At 32.3% G+C, this 6,410-nt stretch carries 14 protein-coding genes and 1 pseudogene; all 15 read right to left on the reverse strand.

Annotated features, from left to right (window positions below; all coding sequences use genetic code 11):
* Positions 1-62 precede the first annotated feature (62 nt).
* Positions 63-482: a hypothetical protein gene (locus QZN33_RS05370; RefSeq protein ID WP_296789929.1), complete on the reverse strand. Its 420-nt coding sequence runs from the start codon at positions 480-482 to the stop codon at positions 63-65.
* 68 nt (positions 483-550) lie between these two features.
* Positions 551-874, reverse strand: coding sequence for a hypothetical protein (locus QZN33_RS05375; RefSeq protein ID WP_296789930.1), 324 nt, complete (start codon positions 872-874; stop codon positions 551-553).
* A 378-nt stretch (positions 875-1,252) separates the two neighbouring features.
* Positions 1,253-1,453 (reverse strand): hypothetical protein, encoded by a 201-nt coding sequence (locus QZN33_RS05380; RefSeq protein ID WP_292809229.1) that lies wholly within the window; start codon positions 1,451-1,453, stop codon positions 1,253-1,255.
* Between the two features lie 199 nt (positions 1,454-1,652).
* Positions 1,653-1,997, reverse strand: a complete 345-nt coding sequence (locus QZN33_RS05385) for a hypothetical protein (protein ID WP_296789931.1) — start codon at positions 1,995-1,997, stop codon at positions 1,653-1,655.
* Positions 1,994-2,467 (reverse strand): hypothetical protein, encoded by a 474-nt coding sequence (locus QZN33_RS05390; protein ID WP_296789932.1) that lies wholly within the window; start codon positions 2,465-2,467, stop codon positions 1,994-1,996. Before QZN33_RS05390 ends, QZN33_RS05385 begins: the two co-directional genes overlap by 4 nt.
* 6 nt (positions 2,468-2,473) lie before the next feature.
* A complete protein-coding gene (locus tag QZN33_RS05395; protein ID WP_296789933.1) occupies positions 2,474-3,088 on the reverse strand; it encodes a hypothetical protein in 615 nt (204 codons plus the stop codon).
* A gap of 13 nt (positions 3,089-3,101) precedes the next feature.
* Positions 3,102-3,395 (reverse strand): hypothetical protein, encoded by a 294-nt coding sequence (locus QZN33_RS05400; RefSeq protein ID WP_296789934.1) that lies wholly within the window; start codon positions 3,393-3,395, stop codon positions 3,102-3,104.
* Between the two features lies 1 nt (position 3,396).
* Positions 3,397-3,567 (reverse strand): hypothetical protein, encoded by a 171-nt coding sequence (locus QZN33_RS05405; protein WP_296789935.1) that lies wholly within the window; start codon positions 3,565-3,567, stop codon positions 3,397-3,399.
* A complete protein-coding gene (locus QZN33_RS05410) occupies positions 3,560-3,886 on the reverse strand; it encodes an ASCH domain-containing protein (RefSeq protein WP_296789936.1) in 327 nt (108 codons plus the stop codon). Before QZN33_RS05410 ends, QZN33_RS05405 begins: the two co-directional genes overlap by 8 nt.
* Before the next feature lie 3 nt (positions 3,887-3,889).
* Positions 3,890-4,114 (reverse strand): hypothetical protein, encoded by a 225-nt coding sequence (locus QZN33_RS05415; protein WP_296789937.1) that lies wholly within the window; start codon positions 4,112-4,114, stop codon positions 3,890-3,892.
* Positions 4,115-4,116: 2 nt separating this feature from the next.
* Positions 4,117-4,365, reverse strand: a complete 249-nt coding sequence (locus QZN33_RS05420; protein ID WP_296789938.1) for a hypothetical protein — start codon at positions 4,363-4,365, stop codon at positions 4,117-4,119.
* Positions 4,358-4,855 carry a DUF3310 domain-containing protein gene (locus QZN33_RS05425; protein ID WP_296789939.1) on the reverse strand — a complete coding sequence of 166 codons (498 nt, stop codon included), beginning with the start codon at positions 4,853-4,855 and terminating at the stop codon, positions 4,358-4,360. Before QZN33_RS05425 ends, QZN33_RS05420 begins: the two co-directional genes overlap by 8 nt.
* 14 nt (positions 4,856-4,869) lie before the next feature.
* Positions 4,870-5,151, reverse strand: a complete 282-nt coding sequence (locus tag QZN33_RS05430) for a hypothetical protein (RefSeq protein ID WP_296789940.1) — start codon at positions 5,149-5,151, stop codon at positions 4,870-4,872.
* A 3-nt stretch (positions 5,152-5,154) separates the two neighbouring features.
* Complete coding sequence (locus QZN33_RS05435) at positions 5,155-5,841, reverse strand: ERCC4 domain-containing protein (protein ID WP_296789941.1); 687 nt, start codon at positions 5,839-5,841, stop codon at positions 5,155-5,157.
* A gap of 141 nt (positions 5,842-5,982) precedes the next feature.
* Positions 5,983-6,410: pseudogene (locus tag QZN33_RS05440) on the reverse strand (DNA polymerase sliding clamp); the annotation flags it as partial.

Genomic DNA, 6,410 nt, shown 5'->3' on the forward strand with positions numbered 1-6,410 from the left:
CCTTATATTCATTAAATCATGATTTAATGAGCATTAAAAAAATAATAATAAATAAATAAAATTTATATAAATTTGAATAACACACCAACAACAATACTAATAATGATTGGCGCACCAATAGCAACCGTATTACGGAAACTTCTCTGTGATGCTGTGAAATCAGTTAACTCTTGTTTGGTTTCAGCTAATTCATCTGATACCTTGTCGAATTTTTCTTCAAGGTCTTTGAATTTCTTTTCAATATCTTTGTTGTTTTCATCTCTTGATTTTTGACTTGCTTTCAATAGAACTGTCACTTCAGTAACCTTCTCAATGAGTTCAATCTGTTGTTGTCTGTCTGTAGTAAGTTCTTTGTTGATGTTATGAATGTCTTCTTTTTTATTATCCATTCGTGCTTTTAGTTCCGCATTTTCTTTTTCGAGGTTTGCGAATCTTTCTTCGTATAAGCATCCTGGATGGTCTTGACTAACTGGTGGTGTCATTGTTATCACCTGTTAGTTCTTCGTATTCTCCGGCTGGGTCAATGTCTTCAATGATGTTTTCATCAGGTTTAGCAGCCTTCATTTTCATCACCAACTACCATATCAGCATCATCATAGGTTAATATTTCATCTTCATTGATAGTTGGATCAACATCATTTTCGAATTCATTTTTATAATCTTCGATTGCTTTTTGTTCTGCTACAACGACTCTGTGGTCTTCTGTTTTTTGCGCTAGAATCCATGATGCCACGCCTGTTAATATAGGTATTATCCAGATATATTCTTCTGGTATGATTTGTGTCAATCCATCTTTTCCGAGACTTACTATTATCATAGCTATGAATGCTATTGCTGTTGCTATTTTACTTTTATATTTGAAAGATTCAACCATGGTTAATCACTTTGTTTTAGTTTTTTTTCATAAAAAAAATTAGTTGTAAAGTGTTATGGAGAGGATTTGCACCCCCTCAGCCTATTTATAACACCAAATATGAAATTCTTAGATGCAATACGTTTTTTTTAATCGAAATTAAAGAATACAACATTTTTTTGGTGTTATGGTTCGCCCATAACATCTTGATATATGAAAAAGGGAGTAATGGAGTAAAAAAAAGAAAATGTGGAAGTAAAAATTTGTATATGAAATTCGAAAAAGCAAAGTTTTTTGATGAAAGTACCTGGAAACGAAAAATCTCTTTTTTTTACTCTCTTGACTCCTTTTTTCATCTCTAATTGAGGTAATCAAATGATAAGAATAAAAAACTAGTATTTATATGATGAGTAATCCATATGGTAAGTCGAATTTGATTCCGGCGCTATAGTTGTAACTAGCACGGGTGATTAAACCACACTTTGTACAGTATTCATAGCTGCGGTCTTCACTACGGACTATTGTTAATGTCTTGCATTCGGGACATTTGTCAGTATTTTCGACTTCTTCTATTTCATCTTCAGGAATTTCATCACACATACTAATAATCTCTTATATTAGTAAGTTACATCGTCCTGGAAAGATTAATCTGACTTTATAATCTTTTCCAGTCTTGACTAGTCAATACCCTAAAAAAATAAGTAATATATTTATACTAGTACATATAGATTACATATCAGTATAAAACTTTTTTTGATTCTTTTTTTATAAAAAAAAGAATAAGATGACAAAAAGAGTTTTAGTCATAGTAAGCAGGCTCCCACTCAAAAAACCAGAAAAAATTCTTACCAATAACTATCTCATGCACACTACCATCCAACAAACTAAAAATCAATTTATCCGAATAAACTTCCACTTTAACAAGACTATTCAACGGGAACGTGAAATCCTTTCTTTTACGACCTCCCTTAATATCTTCCCATTCATTATTAGAAACAGTTAAATCCGCAAGAAAAACCACATTGCGTTGACTAAAGAATTCTGCTAAAGCATCCAGTAAACTATCCACTTCCTCATTTTTTTCACGATTTTGGTCCACCATGCACATAGGTGGTTTTAAAGTAATATTATCTGCTCTAATCATCGTTTACCCTCTCTTATTAAAACATCATGCGCATCTTTACTGGTTTGACGAGGTACAATTGGAACACGCTGCATGAATTTCAAAGCTAATCTGCATAAAATGTTCTCAAAGATTTGGTCTGTTAACTTATATTTTTTAGTGATCCTGTAATTGGATAACTTGATTCTTGGAGTTTCTAATTTTTTCACAAAGAATATGAAAGCAAGTATAATGCATTCTTCACTTGCTTGACGGTGCAGGTTCTGGAAATCAGAATTGAAATCATCTATTAAATCTCTTACTAATTGTTTCTGATTTGGAGTTAGCACTAATATCTTTGCTTCCAGTAACAGTTCATCTAGTATTAAGTGTCGGTTTTTCCTTTTGCTTTCAATGTTAATCTTGTTTTTTGTATCATTGCTTCTTTTTTCACCTTTCACATAGGGTTGTTTATATAAATCTAATAAGAAATCAATGTCTCTTTCACTCATAGGGTATCACCTGATTTGTTCTATTTTCCCGTCTGTGTTTACTGTGTATAGTTCGAAGTCATCATTGCATAGGATGTTGTGTGCTGCGCATGCTCTGATTGCGGTTGCTACAATGTATCCTTTTGATGTTATGTAGTCATCTTGATTGGTTGTGTATAGGCTGCCTAATGCAATATCTCTTGGTGCTCCAATAGCATAATATGGGGTTGTGATTTCGAAGATTCCAAGGTTGTATTCTACTTTGAATAACTGGTTTTTATATGCTAGGAGTAGTTCCCATTCCACACCTGTTTGTCCATTATTATAGCTTCGGATGAACTGGTATTCTTGCAGATAGGAATTTAATGAAGGAACAAATTTATCATATAAATATTCTATAAAAGATTCATTGGAATTTTTAAGTGGTACGGTGAATGTTTTAAGTAATTCAAATAAGGTGTATAATCCGCTGAATGCTATTAAGAATTTTTCATGTTTTATTGTATGGGAATTTTCAATGGTCAAATCTTTTATTAGTATTTTTGATGATTCTTCTGAGACTATTGTATCGTCTTCAATTACTCTTTTATCCGCACCTATGATGATATGTTCATCTGTTTTCACGGCCACTATTACTGTCATAGTATCCCCCCCATTAGTCTTTGATGTTTAGTTGAGTTCGTATTTGACTGTTTAATCTGTGCATTGTTTCAATAGCTAATTGGTGGCATGCTTCTTCTTTGAATACTTCATTTGGATAGAATTTAACAAATGGAGCACCTTGGAATATTAGTGTAGGGTAATCTGCTGTTGTAGATAATTCGATTTTCAAGTCTTCGTATATTTGGCGTATTAATTTTTCTCCATCTACATTAAGTGTTACGGTGTCTTTTGTTATTTTTTCTATGTCTATGCATTCTTTTATTTTAACTGAATCAAGGTATACCATTCTATAACTCTCCTATGCATCTTCTTTTAGCTTTTACTCCTAATTTAACATAATCTGTTTCATCAGGGTTTTCTGCTATTACTTCATTAATTATTCTTTCAATTTCTTTCTTGTCCGCACAACGGTAACTGTCCCAGCATGTGCGGACATACCAATGTACTTTTTCATGCAATGTCATCAACTACTTTAAATTGAATATAATAAATTCGTGTGAGATTATCTAAAGTCGGATAGATGTCTAATAGTTCTGATTTTAATTTTTTAACAGATGTGTATCCTTCTCTTTTCGCATCTTCATCATTCACATATTTGAATTGCTTATAACCGGAGTGGGTTATTTGGATAAAGCATTCATTTTCACTTCCTGGGAAGATTGCTTTTACTATTTCACCATCTTTGAATTTTTTATTATGTTTTCTGATGGTCTGTGTTTTTACTCCAGATATGATATCTGCGTAGTATTTTTTGTTGAATTTCAGTAATTCGTACATTGTTTATTGTCTCCTTTTTTCATAGTATTGGCATGCAGCGTCATTGAATTTTATTTTTAATATTGGTACTTCATGTTTTGTTTTTTCTGCTGAGTCTGGTTGTGGTTCAGATTCCTCTGGTTGTGGTGGGAATAGTTCATCTGCTTTATTGCAGTAATGATAAAAATATCCATCATTGGTTGTTTCGCTTCTCATGAAGTGTTTGCATTTTCCACAAATATTAACCATTATTATTCACCTTCTATTTCTTTTAATTTTATAGATAAGTTGTAATGTTTTCCACCTTGATAATTTAAAAAGAATACTCCTCCGATAGTATGCTCTCCATTTTCAAAGGTATTATCAACTAATTCTTTGAAATTATTACTTCTTAATTCTCTTATTTCGTTAAGATGATTTTCATTTACTCCATCGACTCTTAATGCAAAATAATCAATGAATACTTGGGTTAGCATTTCTTTTGCTTCTTTTTCATTCATCATATCTTACCCTCATTTCATCTTCGTATATTTTTTTCAAATGACCGCAGTAGTCAATTGCTTTAACCATGTCTTCTGAAGCATTATGTTTATGCCCCGCTCTTGTAACATATTTGATTATGTTTCCTTTGATGAATCCTATTGTTTCTTCACGTGATAGTAATCCTTTTTTGAATGCTTCCAATGGACTTAATCCATTGCCTGCATAATAGTCCGGTTCAGCTAATCTTTTAGTTGGTTCATTTTTATGTTTTTCTTCAAGTTCTCTAATATTCATTGGTATGTCTTCCATATTATCCGCTCCTTTGCTAATACTTTTTATTAAATCTTGTTGATATTGCTCTAATTCTTTATCAGAAACTCCTAAACTAATAGAACCATCAGGTGATGAATGCATCTCTTTTATTAACTTCTGTTTAAACTGCTCCAATTCATCTCCAACTAATGGTACTGGTATACATCTTCCGTTATAAAAAGACTGCTCAGGCATTTCAAATCCCATTTTTAGATCACTCCTAAATTAATAACATCTTCAGCATTAATCACAGCATATTCCACAATATTTTCATAACTAATGAAAACATGACAATTTTTCTCTTGAGCAATATGCAGCATATCTTTACGGAATTCAATTAACTGCAAATGTTTTAAATAAAAAAGAGTATTGGTATCCTTGTAATCTAATTGTAAACTTAAAACATAATTCTCAATATCGGATAATCCTCCAATAATTTCTTTAATTTCATCTCCAATGCTTGGAGAATCAATACAAGTTTTCACTTCCATTTTTCATTCTCTCCTTTTTCCTTTAATGGACCTCATAACAATACCTGCTGTTTTACTTCCTATCCCTTTTATTTCCTGTAGACTGTTATTATCTAACTCCAGTAAATCTGTTAAAGAGTATAAATCTTTGTTTTCAACGATTAATTCTGCGGTATCATCGCCAATGTGTTTAACCAATGCTAACCAGTTGAAAGCAGGGTTGTCTGTTTTCTGTTTTAATCTTTTTATGACTTTTTTGTTGTCTAAGCATTTTCTTGCTTGTTGTCTCATGAATCGTATTGCTCTTTCTTCAGTTGAACATTCCTTAACAGTTGTAAATGTGTTCAATCGAGCAATAGCTCCGTCATAATTATCCCATCCGAATACATATGCTTCTTCATCGAATCCATCAAGATATTCTTCTTTTTCTTTGTCGCTTGCAACAATTATCACAAAATGATATGAATATTGAGCGGATTGGTCTATCGCTTGGTTAAAGACTCTTCCGGATTCAACGCTTTGGATGAAGTCGTTCATTGTTTTATACTCAAAGGCCACTTGGTTGTTGAAAACATAGTCTCCTACTAATAGTTCTTTGACTTTTACATCGTCTCCTTTGCTTTTGTAATAGTATGCTGCTTCTTGTATTCTTTCATCGTTTTCTCGATGATCTATTTCTATTTGGAATTTCATTGTCTTTGCTCCAGTCATATTCGGATAGGTATTTGCATATGTAATAGTTGTTTATTGCTTTTTGTAGTTGGTTTTGGAATACTTCAAAGGCGAATGCAACGCCAATGAAGATTCCACAAGCTAATACAAATATATAGTTTATTAAAATGGTTAACATAATTAATCTTGCTCCAATCTAGGTGCGAGAAGATATTTTACTCTACCGTCACCTGTTGGTAGTTCGAATGTTACAACAATAGGCATGTCATTTCCTAAACCTATCTTGCATTCTTTACTGAATTTACTGGCCTTGAAAATGTCTTTTAATTTGTCAATGTTGTATACTGATTGTGCAACTTCAAGAATGTTTTCTCCGTGCAAGTATTTTATATCAACATCTCCAAATTCTCCGTCGGATATGATTTTGAGATAGTTTTCATCTATGAGCAGTCGTAGTTTATCGCTGAATATTAACATGTCATTTAATGCGTCTTGCATCATAGTGGAAGGTACTTTTATATTGATGTTATGATTAATATTTGGAGGGACTTGTGTCTCATACTCTGTATCTATTACACGGATTTTAAATCTCCTTGTAGCATCACCTT

Source organism: uncultured Methanobrevibacter sp. (assembly GCF_900314615.1).
GTDB lineage: Archaea > Methanobacteriota > Methanobacteria > Methanobacteriales > Methanobacteriaceae > Methanocatella.

Excerpts from the sequence above, each read along its gene's own strand:
- QZN33_RS05400 (WP_296789934.1), bottom strand. The coding sequence starts at position 3,395 with ATGGTATACCTTGATTCAGTTAAAATAAAAGAATGCATAGACATAGAA.
- QZN33_RS05430 (WP_296789940.1), bottom strand. The coding sequence starts at position 5,151 with ATGGAAGTGAAAACTTGTATTGATTCTCCAAGCATTGGAGATGAAATT.
- QZN33_RS05395 (WP_296789933.1), bottom strand. The coding sequence starts at position 3,088 with ATGACAGTAATAGTGGCCGTGAAAACAGATGAACATATCATCATAGGT.
- QZN33_RS05385 (WP_296789931.1), bottom strand. The coding sequence starts at position 1,997 with ATGATTAGAGCAGATAATATTACTTTAAAACCACCTATGTGCATGGTG.
- QZN33_RS05390 (WP_296789932.1), bottom strand. The coding sequence starts at position 2,467 with ATGAGTGAAAGAGACATTGATTTCTTATTAGATTTATATAAACAACCC.
- QZN33_RS05375 (WP_296789930.1), bottom strand. The coding sequence starts at position 874 with ATGGTTGAATCTTTCAAATATAAAAGTAAAATAGCAACAGCAATAGCA.
- QZN33_RS05425 (WP_296789939.1), bottom strand. The coding sequence starts at position 4,855 with ATGCCTGAGCAGTCTTTTTATAACGGAAGATGTATACCAGTACCATTA.
- QZN33_RS05410 (WP_296789936.1), bottom strand. The coding sequence starts at position 3,886 with ATGTACGAATTACTGAAATTCAACAAAAAATACTACGCAGATATCATA.
- QZN33_RS05435 (WP_296789941.1), bottom strand. The coding sequence starts at position 5,841 with ATGACTGGAGCAAAGACAATGAAATTCCAAATAGAAATAGATCATCGA.
- QZN33_RS05370 (WP_296789929.1), bottom strand. The coding sequence starts at position 482 with ATGACACCACCAGTTAGTCAAGACCATCCAGGATGCTTATACGAAGAA.
- QZN33_RS05420 (WP_296789938.1), bottom strand. The coding sequence starts at position 4,365 with ATGAATGAAAAAGAAGCAAAAGAAATGCTAACCCAAGTATTCATTGAT.
- QZN33_RS05380 (WP_292809229.1), bottom strand. The coding sequence starts at position 1,453 with ATGTGTGATGAAATTCCTGAAGATGAAATAGAAGAAGTCGAAAATACT.
- QZN33_RS05415 (WP_296789937.1), bottom strand. The coding sequence starts at position 4,114 with ATGGTTAATATTTGTGGAAAATGCAAACACTTCATGAGAAGCGAAACA.